At 53.3% G+C, this 17,680-nt stretch carries 17 protein-coding genes; 10 read left to right on the top strand and 7 right to left on the bottom strand.

The window, feature by feature from the left end:
• Positions 1–46 precede the first annotated feature (46 nt).
• Complete coding sequence (locus RKA07_RS17130; RefSeq protein WP_200201932.1) at positions 47–1,615, top strand: ATP-binding protein; 1,569 nt, start codon at positions 47–49, stop codon at positions 1,613–1,615.
• Positions 1,616–1,848: 233 nt separating this feature from the next.
• Here RKA07_RS17130 and RKA07_RS17125 read toward each other — a convergent pair whose 3' ends face one another.
• Both RKA07_RS17125 and argF read right to left on the bottom strand, forming a co-directional pair.
• Positions 1,849–2,922 carry an ABC transporter ATP-binding protein gene (locus RKA07_RS17125; protein WP_200201931.1) on the bottom strand — a complete coding sequence of 358 codons (1,074 nt, stop codon included), beginning with the start codon at positions 2,920–2,922 and terminating at the stop codon, positions 1,849–1,851.
• Positions 2,923–2,927: 5 nt separating this feature from the next.
• The gene (gene argF, locus RKA07_RS17120; protein WP_200201930.1) at positions 2,928–3,842 is read right to left on the bottom strand and encodes an ornithine carbamoyltransferase; all 915 of its coding nucleotides are present in this window, start codon (positions 3,840–3,842) and stop codon (positions 2,928–2,930) included.
• 243 nt (positions 3,843–4,085) lie between these two features.
• On the opposite strand from argF, the gene grxD reads away from it, so the two are divergent.
• Complete coding sequence (gene grxD / locus RKA07_RS17115) at positions 4,086–4,412, top strand: Grx4 family monothiol glutaredoxin (protein ID WP_200201929.1); 327 nt, start codon at positions 4,086–4,088, stop codon at positions 4,410–4,412.
• A 31-nt stretch (positions 4,413–4,443) separates the two neighbouring features.
• On the opposite strand, the gene RKA07_RS17110 is transcribed toward grxD, so the two are convergent.
• The 5 genes from RKA07_RS17110 to RKA07_RS17090 all read right to left on the bottom strand — a co-directional run bounded on the left by RKA07_RS17110 (position 4,444) and on the right by RKA07_RS17090 (position 10,628).
• Entirely contained in the window at positions 4,444–5,226 is a 783-nt protein-coding gene (locus RKA07_RS17110; RefSeq protein WP_200201928.1) for an energy transducer TonB family protein, read from the bottom strand.
• Between the two features lie 82 nt (positions 5,227–5,308).
• Positions 5,309–7,498 (bottom strand): DUF1631 domain-containing protein, encoded by a 2,190-nt coding sequence (locus RKA07_RS17105; protein ID WP_310966909.1) that lies wholly within the window; start codon positions 7,496–7,498, stop codon positions 5,309–5,311.
• 203 nt (positions 7,499–7,701) lie between these two features.
• Complete coding sequence (locus RKA07_RS17100; RefSeq protein WP_200201926.1) at positions 7,702–8,304, bottom strand: Yip1 family protein; 603 nt, start codon at positions 8,302–8,304, stop codon at positions 7,702–7,704.
• A gap of 151 nt (positions 8,305–8,455) precedes the next feature.
• Positions 8,456–9,739: an HlyC/CorC family transporter gene (locus RKA07_RS17095; protein ID WP_200201925.1), complete on the bottom strand. Its 1,284-nt coding sequence runs from the start codon at positions 9,737–9,739 to the stop codon at positions 8,456–8,458.
• Between the two features lie 82 nt (positions 9,740–9,821).
• Positions 9,822–10,628, bottom strand: a complete 807-nt coding sequence (locus RKA07_RS17090; RefSeq protein ID WP_200201924.1) for a cytochrome C assembly family protein — start codon at positions 10,626–10,628, stop codon at positions 9,822–9,824.
• Between the two features lie 182 nt (positions 10,629–10,810).
• Here RKA07_RS17090 and ffh point away from each other — a divergent pair, with 182 nt between their 5' ends.
• From ffh to RKA07_RS17050, 8 genes are all read left to right on the top strand, one after another.
• Entirely contained in the window at positions 10,811–12,199 is a 1,389-nt protein-coding gene (gene ffh, locus RKA07_RS17085) for a signal recognition particle protein (RefSeq protein WP_310966908.1), read from the top strand.
• A 164-nt stretch (positions 12,200–12,363) separates the two neighbouring features.
• Positions 12,364–12,603: a 30S ribosomal protein S16 gene (gene rpsP / locus RKA07_RS17080; RefSeq protein ID WP_200201922.1), complete on the top strand. Its 240-nt coding sequence runs from the start codon at positions 12,364–12,366 to the stop codon at positions 12,601–12,603.
• Between the two features lie 27 nt (positions 12,604–12,630).
• Positions 12,631–13,158, top strand: coding sequence for a ribosome maturation factor RimM (gene rimM, locus RKA07_RS17075; protein ID WP_200201921.1), 528 nt, complete (start codon positions 12,631–12,633; stop codon positions 13,156–13,158).
• Positions 13,159–13,161: 3 nt separating this feature from the next.
• Positions 13,162–13,908: a tRNA (guanosine(37)-N1)-methyltransferase TrmD gene (gene trmD / locus RKA07_RS17070; protein ID WP_200201920.1), complete on the top strand. Its 747-nt coding sequence runs from the start codon at positions 13,162–13,164 to the stop codon at positions 13,906–13,908.
• Between the two features lie 37 nt (positions 13,909–13,945).
• Positions 13,946–14,302, top strand: coding sequence for a 50S ribosomal protein L19 (gene rplS / locus RKA07_RS17065; RefSeq protein ID WP_200201919.1), 357 nt, complete (start codon positions 13,946–13,948; stop codon positions 14,300–14,302).
• Between the two features lie 115 nt (positions 14,303–14,417).
• Positions 14,418–15,320 carry a site-specific tyrosine recombinase XerD gene (gene xerD / locus RKA07_RS17060; protein ID WP_310966907.1) on the top strand — a complete coding sequence of 301 codons (903 nt, stop codon included), beginning with the start codon at positions 14,418–14,420 and terminating at the stop codon, positions 15,318–15,320.
• 146 nt (positions 15,321–15,466) lie between these two features.
• Positions 15,467–16,198, top strand: a complete 732-nt coding sequence (locus RKA07_RS17055) for a DsbC family protein (protein ID WP_200370144.1) — start codon at positions 15,467–15,469, stop codon at positions 16,196–16,198.
• A gap of 175 nt (positions 16,199–16,373) precedes the next feature.
• Entirely contained in the window at positions 16,374–17,675 is a 1,302-nt protein-coding gene (locus RKA07_RS17050; protein ID WP_200201916.1) for a homoserine dehydrogenase, read from the top strand.
• The last annotated feature ends 5 nt before the right edge of the window (positions 17,676–17,680 follow it).

Below are 17,680 nucleotides of genomic sequence, written 5' to 3'. Positions count from 1 at the left end.
CGGCACGGGTATTCCGGCCGGCGTTTCCCTGCCAGGGTTTGTTGACATGCCCCTGAAGTTTTTCCTGAAACTATATTCCCGCCTTGCCGGCCTCACAGCGCTGGTGATACTGCTCTGTATTGTTTTGTTTGTCGGCATGAATTCTGTGCGCTCACAATTCTGGCATGAACGCTTTTCTGATCCGTTAATGCGCTGGCTGGCGTCCTCGCCTGCTCCCGAGCAGCAGTACCACTGGCTGGCTTCCCGGTACGACTTTCGGGTGGCCAGCGCTGAAGAGCTGTCGGGCTATCCCATCGTTCGCGAGCGCCTGGGTTATGGACAGGTGGTGGCGATCGAAAGCAGTTTGGGTTATCGCTTTCTGGTGAACGGGCTTCATGGTGAACCGCTGCAATTCAGAGCCTCCCAGCCCTATCGTGATATTGCTGTCGCGTCTGCTCAAATTCTGCGGGTTCATCTTGATGCGGTTGGCCCGGAGGAGCGCGAGGCAGCCGTCAGGCAGCTGGCAGACGGCTTGAATCTTGGGGTTCTGAGGATTCAGGGGTCTGCTGCACTACCAGATGAAGAGGTTCTTGAACGGGTAGCCAGCCAGGGCTCGGCATTTTATGACAGCAATGGGCTGGGGCGGGTGCTTGTTCAGCTGTCTGATGGTGAGCTGATTCAGGTTAGTTTTGCCAAGCCTTTCAATCCGTGGGCATGGCCTGTCATTTTGTTGATGGTGGTGATTTCCGGAAGCGTCTTAGCTCTGGCACTATTGTTTGTACTCCGGAATCTGGATAGCAATCTGCGTAAAGTGGAATCTGTGGCTGTGCGCATTGCACGGGGTGAAATGGGTGCCCGTGTAGAGACTGGGGAAGGCACCGTTGTCTCCCGTTTAGCTGCAGCGTTCAACGGTATGGCAGAACACATTCAGCGCCTTGTGAATGTTCAGCGTGAAATGATCCACGCAGTCTCCCACGAATTGAGAACTCCCGTTGCCCGTATCCGTTTTGGTGTGCAGATGATCGAAGACTGCCAAAGCGAGGAGGCCCGGCAAAGGCAGTTGGATGGTATTGATGGTGATATTCAGGAGTTGGATGAGTTAATTGATGAGATTCTCACCTACGCGCGCCTGGAACAGGGTGGGCCTGTTTTTACCCTTGAAGAGGCCTCGGTAACCGATATTGTCAGGCAGGTTGTCGCCGAACAGAGAATTTTACGCCCGGCTCTCAGTATCGAAGGCGAGATTGATGAAGAAACAGAGCTCCTGGCGATGGCCGATGTTGAGCCGCGTTATATCCATCGGGCTGTCCAGAATCTCGTGGGTAATGCAGGGCGCTACGCGGCGGGGAAGGTGCTCGTTCGCTGCCATATTGATGAGGAGCATTGTCGGGTTGATGTAGAAGACGACGGCCCGGGCATTCCAGAAGATGAGTGGGAAAAGGTCTTCACAGCCTTCTCACGGCTTGATGACAGCCGCACTCGCACCTCTGGTGGGTACGGGCTTGGCCTCTCTATCGTGCGACGTATTCTCTACTGGCACAACGGGCAGGCTTTCGTGAGCCGGAGTGACAGTCTGGGCGGCGCGCGCTTCAGCCTGGTTTGGCCCCGAAGAAAGCCATTGGAGCAGAGCGAGTGAAGAGGTTCGAGAGCCCGCCCCGGGGCTCTCACCAGATGTTACAAAGCGACTACACAAGTACTACTGAATGCTCAGCCGGCTGCAGCAATAATTTAAAGCGTAAGGGATGACTTTTGAGGTTGTGGTTCTTACGAACTTTCCTTGTTTCATTCGTCATTTGAGGGTCGGTTTTCCGGCCCTTTTTTTTGCATTTTTTTTGACGAGTTCAGTGCTTTCCTCTGCGGCCCAGTAGGTCAGATTCCACGCTCAAATGCTATCAGGTGGTCGGCTTCTACCCGCACAGGTACAGTTTCGCCCAGGTGGAAATCCAGATGGCTGCGGAACAGCGCCTCAAATTCAGTATCTTCGGAGCAGCGGAAGCGATAAAGCGTGGAGGTGCCTGCGAAAGTTTTCTCTACAACTTTCGGGCGCAGATTGGATTCTGCATCGTAGACTATGTCATCGGGTCGGATAAGCACATCCACCAAAGTGCCGGAAGGCCATTTGTAGGCCCGGTTTCCGTGAATGATGCCAAGCTCGGACTCTATTATGTCTGGTCCCACGGCTTTTCCCGGTATGAACCCGCCTTGTCCCACAAAGCTCGCTACAAAGCGATTCACTGGCTCGTGGTAGAGGTTGTACGGGACATCCCACTGCTGGATTTTTCCGCTTTGCAGCACAGCTACCTGATCGCACATGGCGAAGGCTTCTTGCTGGTCGTGAGTTACCAGAATGGCGCTGATCCCAAGGGTTTTCAGAATCTCACGAACGTCGAGGCTTAGCCTGCGGCGTAGATCTGTGTCCAGGTTGGAGAAAGGCTCATCGAGCAGAATCAGTGTTGGCTCAGGCGCGAGGGCCCGAGCCAGAGCCACCCGCTGTTGCTGGCCGCCTGACAGCTCGTGAGGATAGTTGTCTGCCAGGTCCTGCAGGTGAACCACGTGCAGTAGCTCCATTACTCTGTTCCGCTTCTCGGCTTTATCCAGCCCGCGCAAACCGAAACCTACGTTGTCGGCAATGCTCAAGTGGGGAAACAGGGCGTAATCCTGAAAAACCATGCCAATACGGCGTTTCTCAGGCGCGAGCGTGCGACCAGGAAGGCTGATAGGTTGGGATTGTAACCGTATCTCGCCGCTGGTTAGAGGAAGAAAACCGGCCAGCGCTCGTAAAATTGTGCTTTTCCCGCAACCGCTAGGCCCGAGCAGGCAGCCGATATCGCCATGGCTTAGCGCGAAGCTGACATCTTTTACAACAGCATCTCCCCCATAACCACAGGTCAGATTGTCTACTTCAAGCAACCAGGTGTCAGCAGTCGTTTTCGGCGCGCTCATAAATCTTAGTCCAGACGGTTCAGGATCAGGAATTCCAGCAGGGCTTTCTGAGCGTGGAGCCGGTTTTCGGCTTCGTCCCAGATAACGGAGCCCGGGTGCTCAATCATATCGGCTGCAATTTCCTCGCCGCGATGAGCCGGCAGACAGTGCATTAGGAGCGCGTCTTTCGCGGCTATATCCATTAGTGCCTTGTTGATCTGGTATTTTCTGAAAGCCTTCTCACGGGCTTTCTGCTCGTCTTCCTGACCCATGGATGCCCACACATCGGTGACCAGAAGGTTCGCGTTACGTGCAGCCTCCTCTGGTTCACGCATCAGCGTGATGCGAGAACTGTGGGCCTTCACCAGTTCCGGGTCCGGCTCGTAACCCTCGGGGGTAGCCACGTTCAGGTGAAAGTCGAACTGCGTGGCGGCATTGATGTAAGAGTGGCACATGTTGTTGCCATCCCCGATCCAGGCCACAGTAGCGCCCCGGATGCTACCGCGATGCTCGCGATAGGTTTGCATGTCAGCCAGCAGTTGGCAGGGGTGGAAGTCATCAGTAAGTGCGTTGATGACCGGCGCCCGCGATGCCCGGGCAAACTTTTCAACCGTTTCATGGGCGAATGTGCGGATCATCACCGCGTCAACCATGCTGGAGATAACAATCGCAGAGTCTTCTATGGGCTCGCCGCGACCGAGCTGAGTATCTCGCGGCGATAGAAACATCGCTGATCCACCCAGTTGGGTCATGCCTGCCTCAAACGAAACCCGTGTGCGGGTTGAAGATTTTTCAAAAATCATCGCCAAAACACGGTTTTTGAGTGAGTCCCTGACCTTGCCCTGGCGCCATTCGTTCCGGAGTCTGGTGCCATGATCCACCAGGTTTTCCAGTTCGGTTGTGGACATGTCATTCAGTGTCAGAAAATGCCTTACTGCCATGGGGTGGCCCTTACCTAGATGAAGCCCTGGATGAGTATAAATACTGGTGAAAAAAACGGGGGAACAAGTCTAGCCCTTCACGCGTTTGATGACAACGCTGCGGGTGTCAGGCTTGCTCTGTATCAAATCACACGGTTTGTTGAGTAGCCTGCCCGACGTGTACAATAGGCGCCAGTCAAGGCAGGAGCAATAGCGCAAACCGGCGCGGCAGACTGTTCTGTTTTCAACCAGAGGTGAATGTTCATGGATATTAACGAAACCATTAAAAATCAGCTCGCAGAGAATCCGATCATTCTTTACATGAAAGGGTCTCCCCAGGCTCCGCAGTGTGGCTTTTCTGCTAAAACATCGCAGGCCCTGATGGCGTGTGGCGAGCGTTTTGCATTTGTGAATATTCTTGACAATCAGGAGCTGCGCGAAGGCCTGAAAGTCTACTCCAGCTGGCCTACATACCCCCAGCTGTATGTAAACGGCGAGCTGGTTGGCGGCTGTGACATCATTATGGAAATGTCAGAAAACGGCGAACTGGCCGCTTTGGTAAAAGAGGCTGCCAAACAGGCCGAGGCCTGATCTTTACCTGCCTGGAGTGCAGGTCCGCCAATTAAAGCCGCGACGGAGAAAACACCAGTTTTACTTCGAAGCGGCTTTTGCTTTTCTGATCAGGTGGCGGCTCCGGGTAAGGACTCGCTGACAGCGCGGCCTGGTAGGCTGCAAGATCTATTTGTTGAATACCTGTCGATTTGACCACCCTGGCCCGTGTTAATGCCCCATTGCTCAGTAGCTGAAGCTCCAGTTCCATGGTGCTTGTATCAGTCAGCTGCCTGATAGCGGGTATCCTCAGTGTTTCAAGCTTCGTTGCCAAGTGCGTTGCCAGCTTTATCAAGTAAGGATCCTGTTCGCTGGGTGACAGAGTTATTTTTGTGACATCTTCTGTCGTTTGCTTGTCCGCAACCTGAGTGCGGACCCCGGAATTGGATTGTGCGCCCGAGGTAGATGGGGTTGCCGTTGTTTGCGTGGCGTCGGCTTTATTGTTTGGCGTTGTAGCTTGTACCTTGCTGCCGACAGAAATTTTTTGTTGAGAGTTGGTTGTTGTAACTTCTGGCGTTGTCAGCCCGGGGGTGTTTTGGGGCGGTACCTCAAAGGGCGGGTTGCGGGGTTCGGGCGTATCGTTTGGCCGTTGCGGATTTGCAGATGCGGGTATTCCCTGGCTGCTATCTACTGCTACCAACTCCAGGTTTAGCTGGTGCCTGTGCCGGATGGGTAAATCCGGAAGAATGGCAGGAAACCCGGATAATAGCAGCGTATGAATCAGGAAGGCGGTTGATAAGGCTAGGGCGATCCGATGCTTCGCCGGAAGGCTGTTGTTGCTGCCGTGCTCCAGCATTTAACTCAGGTATCTCCTTTACTGCCAAGTGTTCACTGCGCCAGACGCTGGGCCCGCAAGGTGATTGCAGGCCCAGGCCAGGTCAAGCAGTTTTACTACGTAGGGAACCAACAACGGCATCCAGTGCCCGGTCGATGAGGGCCCCTTGCTCAAGCCGTGTCATTCTTCCTCGTCGCATTTCATGGGCAAGGTCGGTGCGGGTCTTTTCGATGACTTTAAGCCCCATGCGATTTACAAAGACAAAACAGTCCGCTTCCTCAATGATTGCGGACAGCTTGCAGCGGAAGCTTGCACCATTAACCAGCCTGAACTCAACCCAGTGGCCAATTTCCAGGCTATCAACCTGAGCCATGAACTCGGCGATCACTGCATCTTCGGGCTCAGCCTGGCTCTTGGCTTCATCCTTTGGCTCTTCCTGAGCGGGTGGCTCTTCCGCGACCTCCATACTGGAACTTGCGCGGAACGCTTCTGCCAGCTCATGTTTGAGTAAGCTCATGGTGTCATCAAGCTTGGTGGCGTTATATGAAACCTCTTCCAGGCCCGCTCTGAGCGACTTGAGAAGGCCAGGTACAACGCGTACCCACTGGTCCCTTTCAGTGTCTTCCTGATGCGGGTGAAGACACCAGATCAGATCGTCAACGACTTTGACGCTTTCTTGCCAGCGATGCTCCACATCGTCCCGCAGGTATGCAAGGAACATAAACCGGCTCCAGCCATTAATAAGGATATTATGGACAGGTTCGGGGAGGCGGTAGCGCGCTATTCGTTCTTTTATTACCCGGTCGACCATTTCCTGGGCCTTCTGGGATTTGATGCGGCCACGCTCAGATTCACGAGTGCGCTGCTCTACAAGAGACGATTTCCGGTTTTCTCTGGCAAGAAACTCTTCAAACTCTTCATTCAGGGTTTCGAAAAGAGTTATATCACCATCAAATTCACTAAGGATTCGCTGCACAATGCTGTGAATTTTTTCATACAGCTTATCTCGCGCTTTTTCGTCGCTGTTGCTCCAACCAATACCTGCGCGGGCAAGAGCATTAAGCAGTTTGCGCGCGGGATGGGCAGTCTTGCTGAAAAAGCTTTTGTCTTTGATAACAACTTTAAGGATGGGTATCTGCAGCCGACTGATCAAAACCTGAACCGGTGCTGACAAGTTGTAATCGTCAAGGATGAACTCAAATAACATGGATACGAGGTTGATCAGATCCTCATCCATCTCCTTCAGCGCAGGCTTCTTGCCGTCGTTTGTTTGGGCCTGGGCCAGAATCTGTTGTACGACGCTGAGGAGATCGATAGTAAGCGGATCGCCCTCGCTGAGGTTAAGTTGGGCGTCTGGCTGGGTATTTAAAGGCAGCGCAGCCAGCAGGCTGACCAATTCGTTGCCGCCGATAACGCGTATGTCTGAGCTGTATTGACGCGATGGTATGCCGGCATTGGCCCTCTGGCGAGCCAGCAGCTGATGTATCTGTTCGAAGACGGCGTTGCTGCCCTGGTCACCACTTGACTGGCTTTCATGAGCGGCGGAGCTTTCGGAAGATTCCTGGCTCTCCGTAGCGCTGCTGTGCTGCGTCCCGGTTTTCCCGTGATAGCGGAAGTTGGGAATAACTCCTGCTTGAACGAGAATCCTGTTGGCTTCATCCAGAAGCATGCCCAGATTGGAAACAACATAACGATCAAACTGCTTGAGCAGAATCAATCGTTCCCGGATTTGAATTTCCAGAGCCTGAATCGCTTCGGTGAACGCGCTGCAAAGATGCTCCGGCGCCATAGGGTTGACCGGTGACTCCTCAGAGGCACCATCATAGACATGGCTAAAGCGAGTTTGAAGCTGAATGAGCGGCCCCTGGAAATGCGCTTTAGCTTTGGTGATCATGGCATTAAGAGCTACTTGCTCTTCAAGATCATCGTTGCCAACGAGTGCCAGGTTGTCTGCGTTTGCTTGCCGCCCCAAGGTGTCTTCGTGCAGTTGAACCGTATGGGGGGGATTTGCAAAAAATTGTGCAACGGTATTCTGGAAGTGGCGCTCCACGCCTTTGCGCTTGATGCGGATTTCCCGCATGGCTTCAAAATAGCGGTTCTGCTCGTTGTTGCTGCGGGCATTGTTTGCCAGTTCGAACAGCGAATCATCAACGGCATCAAACGCGCCCTGCAATAGATCTCCGAGCCCGGCGACGACTGTGTCGCGGATGCGGGTGACCTCCACAGGAACCGGCTCGCTGCTTCCCGCTTCCCTGTGCTCACGGAGGTAATGTATGCCGGACTGCTTGTTCATGGCCGACTCCTGTTTACGGCTCAACCGGGTACATGACCGAGTTAGACTTTCTGTTTTTTAGTTATAGGCTAAATTTACCGCATTTTCTGCCGGGATAACATGAATAAAATCTAACCAGTGCTCTTATCCGCAAAAAAGGGTGACCCAGCGGAGCACCCTTGATTGATTTAATGGTGTGAAGGTGTAGTGGCTGGGGTTGCCTCCTAGCTTACATAGACCGGGCCAATTCCAACGCTCCAGATAACGACACTGATAGCAAGAAGTGCGACAAACATGATCAACCCAACTGTCAGCACCGCTGTGGCAAACATGAATCCTCGCTCCTCGGGGATTTTCATGAGGATGGGGAGGCCTTCATAAAGAAGATACACCGCATACGCAATGGCAATGAGCCCTGCCAGCATGTTTACCCATATATTAGGGTAGGCTGCGATAACTCCGATAAGGAACATGGGTGTGGCGGTATAGGCCGCCATTGCTACGCCCCTGGGCGCGTTGTCTACCGCATCGTAGGTTGCTGCAAAGAAATCAATGAATTTACCAAGAATGAAAATGCCTGCCAGCATGGCAGCATAGAACAGCACGGACAGGCTTAACGCGCTGTTTACGGAAAGGCGTGTGACTTGTCCGTCACCAATCTGCCAGCCTACCTGGGTGGTTCCGAAGAAACCGGCCAGGGCGGGGATAAGAGCGAGAAGCAGTACGTGTCCAAGATAGAGTTGGGTGGTGGACTCGGAATCTTTCCGAATGGCTTTCCATTGCTGATCAGGGTGGGTCAGAAGACCAAAAGTGTGCGACAAGCTCATGGATAAACTCCTTAGCATTATTGTTTTTCAGTGTTCCCATTGAGTGTTGGCGGTAGATTGATATGCGTCAAGGAGCTGGTTACATTTTGATCTTTCAAGAAAGGGCTTCGCTATAACTGGAACGTCTATAGCGAAGTGAGGACAGGATGGCTTAAACGATGGAGAGTGCGCGTTTTTTGCGCTTCTTGGGGTGCACAATTGCGGCTTTCACAACGTTGTCTTTGATTTGGAGTACCTCTACCCGGTGCCCATCGACCCTCAGGCATACGTTGGTGTCCGGTATATTCTCAAGGGTTTCGGTGATTAAGCCGTTGAGGGTCTTGGGGCCGTCTGTGGGCAGTTTCCAACCAAGGGATTTGTTGATTGAGCGCACGGATGCGGTGCCATCAACAATAAACGTACCGTCTTCCTGGGGGATGATGTCGGGGCTGGCTGCAGCGTAGTCTGTTGTGAATTCGCCAACGATCTCTTCCAGAATATCCTCAAGAGTTGCGAGCCCAAGTACATCGCCATACTCATCCACGACAATACCAAACCGGCGTTTTCCCTTCTGGAAGTTAATGAGTTGCGTGTTCAGTGGTGTGCTTTCGGGAACGAAGTAGGGCTCCTGGCATAGCTGCATGATCATGGGCTTGCTTATCTCATCTTGCTGCAGCAGTTTTGTTGCGCTACGCAGGTGCAGGATGCCCTGAATGTTATTGATGTCACCTTTGAATACCGGCAGGCGAGTGTGCTGGCTATTTCTTAATTGGCGCAAAATGGTGTCAGTGTCGTCGTCCAGATCGATGCCGGAAACCTCATTGCGGGGCACCATGATGTCGTTAACGGTGACCTTTTCGAGATCGAGGATACTGACCAGCATATCCTTGTGTTTGGTCGGGATCAGGGCGCCTGCCTCGTTTACCAGAGTCCTCAGCTCTTCGCGGCTCAGATGGTCGCTGGCTGAGTCATTTGGAGAAATCCGGAGGACCCAGAGAATGGCGCCGGTAAACAGGTTGACCGCCCATACAATCGGATAAAGGATTTTCAGCAGGGGCCCAAGAATATAGCTTGCTGGAAAAGCAATTTTTTCAGGGAACAGGGCGGCCAGAGTCTTGGGGGTGACCTCCGCAAAAATCAGGATGACGATGGTCAGCAGCAGCGTGGCGATGGCGATACCGGCGTCGCCCCAAAGCCTTATTGCTATAACAGTGGCTATAGATGATGCCAGAATGTTGACGAAGTTGTTGCCGATCAGAATGATGCCGATGAGCTGATCGGTGCGTTTCAGCAGCCCCTGTGCCCGTTTGGCGCCTTTATGGCCGGTCTTGGCCATATGTTTGAGGCGATACCGGTTAAGAGACATCATTCCGGTTTCAGAGCTGGAAAAGAATGCCGACAGCATGATCAGCCCGACGAGAATAATCGACAGCGCAGTAAGCGATGTACCGTCCAAACCAGAGGTGTCCTTATGTTGCTGACAAGTAGCGAAAATAGGTTGTGATTGTGCCTGGTGTCAAGAGATTGTGGGCCAGATATCAGCCGCCCCTCTGGAATACCAGTTCAAGTGCGAATTTGCTGCCGTAAAAGGCCACCATGAGAAGGGCGCAGCCGGCCAGTGTCCAGCGGCTTGCCGTCATGCCTCGCCAGCCCTTGGTATAGCGGCCCACAAGCAGGGCTATAAAGACCAGCAGCGACAGTATGGAAAATACGGTTTTATGGGCCAGATTCTGGGCGAAAAGATTTTCTATGAATACAGCGCCGGTAATGATGGCCAGGGTTAACATGACAACGCCAGCCCAGACCATTTCGAAGAGCAGTGATTCCATGGTTTGGAGCGGCGGCAAATTACGTATCAGCGGGCTGTTATAATTTTGTTTGAGCTGCCGGTTCTGAAAATAAAGCAGGATTGCTTGTATAGCCGCAAGAGAGAACAGGCTGTAGGCTGTGACAGACAGTGCGATGTGAGACAGTACTCCATAGCTTTCGTCAGATACCAGTCGCGATGGCGTATGAGTAATCAGTGTCATTATGATGGTCAGCGCTGCAAGCGGGTAAACGCCGAGGAACAGGCTTTGAACCGGTTTTCTCAGGTTCAGGCCCAGCAGTAAAAACACGATTAACCAGGAGATCAGAACCGAGCTTTTGAAAAAACCCAGATCGACACCTCCATCGTGGTAGATGGTCTGCGAGATCAAAAGCCCGTGAGACGTGAGCGCCAGCATGCCGATAAGGGTGGTTATCGCGATATTGCTGTGCACGCGACCACGGAAGTGGAGCGCCTGCAAAGCGGTGCCGACGCTGTACAGAAAAAGAGAGGTGACCGCGAGAATCAGCGTTCCCATAACTTCCTTTATTAACCACTGTGCTGGCTGGAGATCGACAGATATAGCTGTCGATTTGACCGGGTTGGTCGTTTCAGGACGATAGTCTGGTTATAATGTCGTGATTATGCAACAGGAATCAAGGAGCCGAAGCTGGCTCTGAGGTTTGTGCACTCAATTTACCCGGGGAACGGAAGAGCAACATGTTTGAGAATCTCCAAGACCGACTTTCCGGTAGCCTGCGCAAGATTTCCGGTCAGGCGCGGCTCACCGAAGATAATATAAAGGACACTCTCCGGGAAGTGCGCATGGCACTGCTGGAGGCGGACGTCGCCCTACCAGTGGTGAAAGACTTTGTAGAGGGTGTCCGTCAGCGCGCTATCGGGCAGGAAGTTCAGCGCAGCCTTTCCCCGGGCCAGGTCTTTATCAAGGTTGTTCAGCAGGAGCTGGAACGGGTCATGGGTGAGGGGAATGAAACCCTCAATCTTGCCGTTCAGCCTCCCGCCGTAATCATGATGGCAGGTCTTCAGGGTGCGGGTAAAACCACCACGGTTGCGAAGTTGTCGCGTTTTCTCAAGGAGCGGCACAAGAAATCAGTAATGGTCGTGAGTGCCGATGTTTATCGGCCGGCTGCGATCAAGCAGTTGGAGACTTTGGCAGGCGAGGTGGGTGTTGAGTTTTTTCCCAGTACCGCTGATCAGGATCCTGTTGTCATCGCGGAAGGTGCTGTAGCTGCTGCCCGCAAGAAGCATATCGATGTGGTTATCCTCGATACCGCCGGTCGCTTGCATGTCGATGAGCAGATGATGGGCGAGATTGGTCGGTTGCATAAGGCGGTCAATCCGATAGAAACCCTGTTCGTGGTTGATGCCATGACCGGGCAGGATGCTGCCAATACTGCCAAGGCATTCAACGATGCCTTGCCGCTGACCGGTGTGATTTTAACGAAAACTGACGGCGATGCCCGCGGTGGTGCTGCGCTTTCGGTCAGGCATGTTACGGGTAAGCCCATCAAGTTTCTGGGTGTTGGCGAGAAGTCGGATGCCCTGGAACCGTTCCACCCGGATCGGGTTGCTTCCCGGATATTGGGTATGGGCGATGTTCTGTCCCTTATCGAGGAAGCCGAGCGCAAGCTGGACCAGAAGAAGGCTCAGAAACTCACCAAAAAAATCAAAAAAGGCAAAAGCTTTGATCTGGAAGATTTCCGCGACCAGCTTCAGCAAATGAAGAATATGGGCGGTATCGGTGGCTTGATGGATAAGCTTCCCGGAATGGGGCAGATGGCTCAGGCGGCGCAGCAGCAGGTTAACGATAAGTCGATGGGGCAATTGGAGGCGATCATTTGTTCGATGACGCCAAAAGAGCGTCGCTACCCGGATGTAATCAATAATTCCCGTAAGCGCCGCATTGCCGCAGGTTCCGGAACGCAGATACAAGATGTGAATCGTCTGCTCAAGCAGCATAAGCAGATGCAAAAAATGATGAAAAAGTTTAGCAAAAAAGGTGGAATGGCGAATATGATGCGCGGTCTTGGTGGTATGATGCCGCCGGGCGGTGGCGGCGGTGGAATGCCTCCATTTGGCCGTATGTAAAAAGCCTTACATGGAAAACCTGCAAACAGTTAGTTTGCCTGTTTTCTTTGGCGCTCATTTAGCATAGAATAGCGCCCCTTTCGAGTATGGGTCTCCGCGTCAGTCACTATAGTGGCAGGCGTGAAACGTACAAAGTTCGTATAACAGAACAGGATATTGGTTAAATGGTAACAATCCGTTTGGCTCGCGGCGGCTCCAAGAAGCGCCCGTTCTATCATCTGACAGTCACTGACAGCCGCAATGCACGTGACGGCGCTTTCATTGAGCGCGTAGGCTTTTTCAACCCGATCGCACGCGGTCAGGAAGAGCGTCTCCGTATTGATCGCGACCGTGTGAATTACTGGGTTGGCCAGGGTGCACAGACCAGCGATCGCGTTGCGCAGCTGCTCAAGGCTGCTGAGTAAGCTTTTACTGACTACCGAGGTTGTTGTATGACGCAGAATTCGCAGGAAACTGTGATCGGTCGGATTACCTCGGTGTTTGGGGTTAAGGGGTGGTTAAAGGTTTATTCCTTCACCGACCCCATTGACGGAATACTTGGCTATACCAACTGGGTTCTCGATCTGGACGGTAAGCGTATTCCGGCAAAGCTTGAAGAGGGTCGCCGGCAAGGCAAGGCGATCGTTGTAAGGCTTAAAGGTATTAATGATCGTGATCAGGCCCGGACATACTGTGGTGCCGAGGTCAGGGTGCCCACTTCTGAGCTGCCTGAACTTCCTGAAGGGGAATTTTATTGGCGTCAGTTGCAGGGGCTTGATGTGTTCACGGTTGAGGGCGAATGCCTTGGGCGAGTGGATCACCTCATAGAAACCGGCTCTAATGATGTTCTGGTGGTGCATGCAACTGCGGGCTCCATCGATCAACGTGAGCGCCTGATTCCATACCTTCCTGAGCAAGTTGTTCGGGAAGTGAATCTGGCAGAGCACAAACTGATCGCAGACTGGGATCCGGAGTTCTGACGGGTGTGGATTGGCGCAGTCAGTCTGTTTCCGGAGATGTTCCAGGCGGTAACGGAATACGGGGTAACGAGCAGGGCAGTGCGCGATGGTCTGTTGACCTTCGAGAGCTGGAATCCTCGCGACTTTACCCAGGATCGTCACCGCACCGTTGATGACCGTCCCTACGGGGGTGGCCCCGGGATGCTGATGAAAATTCAGCCGCTCAGGGATGCCATTCACGCAGCGCGGAAAGCGGCGCCAGGCAAGGCCTGTGTGGTTTATCTTTCACCTCAGGGTGAAACACTGAACCAGGCGGTTGTTGAGTCACTTGCTGCAGAAGAGCGGTTGATTCTGGTAGCGGGGCGTTATGAAGGTGTTGATGAGCGCCTGCTAGCGACAGAAGTCGACCGGGAAATATCACTGGGAGATTTTGTACTCTCTGGTGGTGAACTGGCAGCGATGACTGTTATTGATGCGGTTACACGCCTCATCCCCGGAGCGCTGGGTCATGCGCAGTCAGCAGAGCAGGATTCTTTTGCTGACGGTTTGCTGGATTGTCCGCACTACACCCGGCCCGAAGTATACGAAGGTCAGGCGGTGCCGGATATTTTGTTGGGCGGTCACCATGATCAGATCCGGCGTTGGCGACTTAAACAGTCGCTGAGGCGAACCCGGGAACGACGCCCCGACCTGCTTGAAAAGCGGGTGCTTACGGATGAAGAGCGTGAGTTGCTGGGTGAGATTTTAAACGAACCGTGTGCCTCTGAATAATCAGGGCATTAAAAGATTGGGTATCAGGAGCATTACGATGAGCGGCAAGAACAACATCATCAATCAACTTGAAACAGAACAGATGACCAAGGAAGTACCCGCGTTTGCGCCGGGTGATACCGTGGTTGTTCAGGTTCGTGTAACTGAAGGCAACCGTGAGCGTCTGCAGGCGTTTGAGGGCGTTGTTATCGGTAAGCGTAACCGTGGCATGAACTCGTCATTCACCGTACGGAAGATTTCCTACGGCGTAGGCGTTGAGCGTACTTTCCAGACTTTCTCCAAGCTGATCGACAGTGTTGCTGTGAAGCGTCGTGGTGAAGTACGTCAAGCCAAGCTTTACTACCTGCGCGAGCTTTCGGGCAAGGCAGCACGTATCAAGGAAAAGCTGGGCTGATCAGCTTTTTGCTGAGCAACCTTGCAGTGAAAAAAGGCAGCCTGAGGGCTGCCTTTTTCGTTTCTGGCAAGCCAGAATGCTCATTGTACCTGGCGAGGCTGTTAGGGGTTGGGGTATGAGACCAGAAAATGAAGCGGCAATTGCCCGGTTTGTTGATGCAGTCTGGCTGGAAGACGGGCTGGGCGAGCAAACCCGCGAAGCCTACCGCAGCGATTTGCAGCGTCTGGCCGCGTGGCTGGAGGAGCAGCCGGGGCGGTTATTGCTAACTGAGGTGCGGCGAACGGATTTGCTTGCGTGGATGGCCAGCGGATTCACCCGGGGTCTAAAAACGTCTACCGCTGCTCGTCGCCTCTCGGGTATTCGTCGGTTTTACCGCTTTCTTCTTCGCGAGCAGCTGATCTCTGAAGACCCCACCTTGCGCATCGACAGCCCCCGTTTGCCGCGTCGCCTGCCGGACTCGTTGACAGAAGATGAAGTGGACGCGCTTTTGGCTGAGCCAGATCCGGGTTTGCCCATTGAGCAGCGTGATAAGGCCATGCTGGAGATACTGTATGGCTGTGGTCTGCGAGTATCTGAACTCACCGGCCTGCGGGTGGATCAGGTAAACCTGCGGCAGGGGGTCATACGTGTGACCGGAAAGGGCGACAAAGAGCGCCTGGTTCCGCTGGGTGAGGAGGCGATAGATTGGCTTGTCCTGTATATGAAAGAAGGTCGCCCGGAGCTTCTGAAGGGGCGGGCCTGTGATGCGCTTTTTCCGGGAAATCGCGCTGCGGCCATGACGCGCCAAACTTTCTGGTACAGGGTTCGCCACTACGCCACCCGAACAGGTATTCGTAAGCACTTGTCGCCCCACACGCTCCGTCATGCCTTTGCAACACATCTGCTTAATCATGGTGCAGATTTGCGTGTGGTTCAGATGCTGTTGGGGCACTCTGACCTTTCCACGACCCAGATATACACCCATGTCGCGCGCCAGCGTTTACAATCGTTGCATAAGGCTCATCACCCCCGTGGCTGATATTGCGGTTTTTAGGTAAGGTGGCGCTCTGAACTTTCTTTACAAGCTGCTGTCGCACGGTTTTGGCTAAAAGAACCATTTCATGGTTTGTGAACACAGTTTCGCAAGCCCCTTAATTACTCTGCTGAATAGGTGTGTTTTCCAGAATGAATGTAAAACAGTGGTTTATGTTGGTGCTAATGGCGGTCGGGGTTCTGGGATCAGCCTTCAGCGTTGCTGGTGATGTTGAAGACAAAATTAGTGAGCGCCTATCCAGTGCCATACCCGGGCTGGAAATAGTGTCGGTTCGCGAATCTGAGGCGAAGGGGCTCTATGAGATTCAGAGTGGGGGTGGTGAGACCGTGTATGCCACCCAGGATGGCCAGTACCTGTTTACCGGTGATTTGTTGAAGGTTACCAGTATGGGCATTGCCAACGTCACCAAAGAGACCAAAGCAAATGCGCGGCACAAGGCTATGACCGACTTTGGAAGGGACGGCCTTATCAGTTACAAGGCCAGTGATGAAAAGGCGGTGATTGATGTGTTCACCGACATTGATTGCCCGTATTGCCGCAAGCTCCATGACGAGGTTCCAAAACTCAATGACTACGGTATCACGGTGAATTATTACGCTTACCCGCGCTCCAAGCCCGGTTCGCCATCTTTTGTAAAATACGTTTCTGTTTGGTGCGCTGAAGACCAGCAGTCTGCAATGAATGCAGCTAAAGCTGGTCATACTGTTCCTGCGGCAACCTGTGATAATCCAGTGTTGGAGCAGTATGAGCTTGGGCAGCGTGTTGGCGTAACGGGCACTCCGGCGATTGTGCTGGAAGACGGTAATATCGTGCCTGGTTTTGTGCCGGCCAGAAACCTTGCCGAGGGGCTGGGGCTGCTTTAAATCCTTTACAGGCCACTGCTTCCTCCGGGTGGGCCTAGTTATGTGACAGGCTTTTGGTTCAGGGCTTATTCAACCGGCCCTGAACCGGTATACTATGCGACCTTTTAGTGTCGCGGAATCATTATGCTGCACTATTACAATACATCAGGACCCCTTCGGGATCAGAGGTGAGAGCTTGAAAGACGTCAGTGTCGGAATCTGCGGATTGGGAACCGTTGGCGGCGGTACATTCAATGTATTGACTCGCAACGCCGCACTTATTGCGGGCCGTGCAGGCTGTAACATCCGGATTACCCGGGTCGCCAGCCGGCGCAATCGTGATGATATAGATCTTGGTGGCGTTGCCTTCAGTACCGAAATTTTTGACGTGGTGAATGATCCCGCGGTTGATGTGGTGGTTGAACTGATTGGTGGGTACGACACTGCGCGGGAGCTTGTGCTGACGGCTATCGCTAATGGCAAGCACGTGGTTACAGCCAATAAGGCCCTGATTGCGGTGCACGGAAACGAAATTTTTGCTGCAGCAGAAAAGGCGGGTGTTGTTGTTGCCTACGAAGCGGGTGTAGCAGGTGGTATCCCTGTAATGAAGGCTATTCGCGAAGGTTTGGCGGGGAACCGTATCGACTGGATTGCCGGCATCATCAACGGCACGGGTAACTACATTCTTACCGAAATGCGCGCTGGCCGTGCGTTTGCCGATGTGCTCAAAGAGGCCCAGGATCTTGGTTACGCAGAAGCCGACCCCACGTTCGATGTGGAAGGCATTGATGCAGCTCACAAACTGACCATTCTGGCTTCCGCTGGCTTTGGCGTTCCGCTTCAGTTCGAAAAAGCTTTCACCGAAGGCATCTCTTCGATCACGCCCTACGATATCGCCCACGCCGAGCAGCTAGGCTATCGCATCAAGCATCTGGGCATTGCCCGTCGCCGTGATGAAGGCATTGAACTTCGCGTGCATCCGACCCTGGTTCCTCAAAGTCACCTGATTGCTCAGGTAGATGGCGTGCTGAACGCTGTTCTTGTGGATGGTGATGCTGTTGGTCAGACCATGTATTACGGGCCAGGTGCCGGCGACGAAGCAACGGCTTCCGCTGTGATTGCAGATATTGTGGACGTTGCCCGGATTGTGGCGAGCGGAAGCTCGCTTCGCGTGCCCCATCTCGGGTTTGCTCCGGATGCCCTGGAAAAGCTTGATGTGCTGTCCATGGAAGACATCCAGTCTGCTTATTACCTGCGCATAACGGCTCTTGATCGCCCGGGTGTTTTGGCCAAGATTGCGTCGATTCTGAGTGAGCATGGCATTAACATCGAGTCGATCATGCAGAAAGAATCTGAGGTACAGGATGGTCGCATACCGGTCATTATCCTGACCCATACGGTGCAGGAGCGACAGGTAAACCGCGCTATTGCAGAACTGGAAGCCCTGGCTGATACAGATGGCCCGGTTGTCCGTATTCGCGCTGAAAACTTTAACTGAGAACA

It is taken from the genome of Marinobacter xiaoshiensis (genome assembly GCF_031631795.1).
In the GTDB taxonomy this organism is placed as follows: Bacteria; Pseudomonadota; Gammaproteobacteria; order Pseudomonadales; family Oleiphilaceae; genus Marinobacter; species Marinobacter xiaoshiensis.
Note: the sequence above shows the minus strand (reverse complement) of the source record. Positions and strands in the feature narration are given on the sequence as shown.

What these genes read in the sequence shown, in the direction of transcription:
- rplS (WP_200201919.1), top strand. Translation starts at nt 13,946, where the DNA reads ATGAGCGGCAAGAACAACATCATCAATCAACTTGAAACAGAACAGATG.
- grxD (WP_200201929.1), top strand. Translation starts at nt 4,086, where the DNA reads ATGGATATTAACGAAACCATTAAAAATCAGCTCGCAGAGAATCCGATC.
- argF (WP_200201930.1), bottom strand. Translation starts at nt 3,842, where the DNA reads ATGGCAGTAAGGCATTTTCTGACACTGAATGACATGTCCACAACCGAA.
- RKA07_RS17130 (WP_200201932.1), top strand. Translation starts at nt 47, where the DNA reads ATGCCCCTGAAGTTTTTCCTGAAACTATATTCCCGCCTTGCCGGCCTC.
- ffh (WP_310966908.1), top strand. Translation starts at nt 10,811, where the DNA reads ATGTTTGAGAATCTCCAAGACCGACTTTCCGGTAGCCTGCGCAAGATT.
- rimM (WP_200201921.1), top strand. Translation starts at nt 12,631, where the DNA reads ATGACGCAGAATTCGCAGGAAACTGTGATCGGTCGGATTACCTCGGTG.
- RKA07_RS17110 (WP_200201928.1), bottom strand. Translation starts at nt 5,226, where the DNA reads ATGCTGGAGCACGGCAGCAACAACAGCCTTCCGGCGAAGCATCGGATC.
- xerD (WP_310966907.1), top strand. Translation starts at nt 14,418, where the DNA reads ATGAGACCAGAAAATGAAGCGGCAATTGCCCGGTTTGTTGATGCAGTC.
- RKA07_RS17105 (WP_310966909.1), bottom strand. Translation starts at nt 7,498, where the DNA reads ATGAACAAGCAGTCCGGCATACATTACCTCCGTGAGCACAGGGAAGCG.
- RKA07_RS17090 (WP_200201924.1), bottom strand. Translation starts at nt 10,628, where the DNA reads ATGGGAACGCTGATTCTCGCGGTCACCTCTCTTTTTCTGTACAGCGTC.
- RKA07_RS17125 (WP_200201931.1), bottom strand. Translation starts at nt 2,922, where the DNA reads ATGAGCGCGCCGAAAACGACTGCTGACACCTGGTTGCTTGAAGTAGAC.
- rpsP (WP_200201922.1), top strand. Translation starts at nt 12,364, where the DNA reads ATGGTAACAATCCGTTTGGCTCGCGGCGGCTCCAAGAAGCGCCCGTTC.
- RKA07_RS17100 (WP_200201926.1), bottom strand. Translation starts at nt 8,304, where the DNA reads ATGAGCTTGTCGCACACTTTTGGTCTTCTGACCCACCCTGATCAGCAA.
- RKA07_RS17055 (WP_200370144.1), top strand. Translation starts at nt 15,467, where the DNA reads ATGAATGTAAAACAGTGGTTTATGTTGGTGCTAATGGCGGTCGGGGTT.